The sequence below is a fragment of the Pseudomonas sp. 05T35 genome, from assembly GCF_056396605.1.
On sequence record NZ_JBFTLU010000982.1, the window covers coordinates 1 to 437 of the forward strand.

The window sequence follows — 437 nt, forward strand, 5'->3', positions numbered from 1 at the left end:
TTTTGCCAGGCTCCGTTATCGTGGCTTGCCCCAGCTTGCTGGCGCCGTCGAAAATGTCGACTTTTTGATCGTCAGCTACCGTGCCTGTCAGCTTCAACGGTGTTTTGTTGGTCGTGACGGTATCGCCAATCGTCGTGCCTGCGACGTCCYTCACTTCGTTAATCGYCGGWTTCACCGCCGCCGTCACGGTAACGGTCCGGGTCGCTGAYTCCGTCCCGCCGACACCTTGCTCTACGGCTTTGAACCTATATTCTCTTAGAGAAGACAGCACCGACGTCTTGAACTCCCAATTGCCAGGCTCCGTTATCGTGGCTTRCCCCAGCTTGCTGGCGCCGTCGAAAATGTCGACTTTTTGATCGTCAGCTACCGTGCCTGTCAGCTTCAACGGTGTTTTGTTGGTCGTGACGGTATCGCCAATCGTCGTGCCTGCGACGTCC

General features: G+C 56.5%; 1 protein-coding gene. It reads right to left on the minus strand.

Annotation, left to right across the window (positions count from 1 at the left end; all coding sequences use genetic code 11):
* Positions 1-437 (minus strand): hypothetical protein (locus AC1DH9_RS31020; RefSeq protein ID WP_477809573.1); only part of this gene is annotated, 437 nt, incomplete at both ends.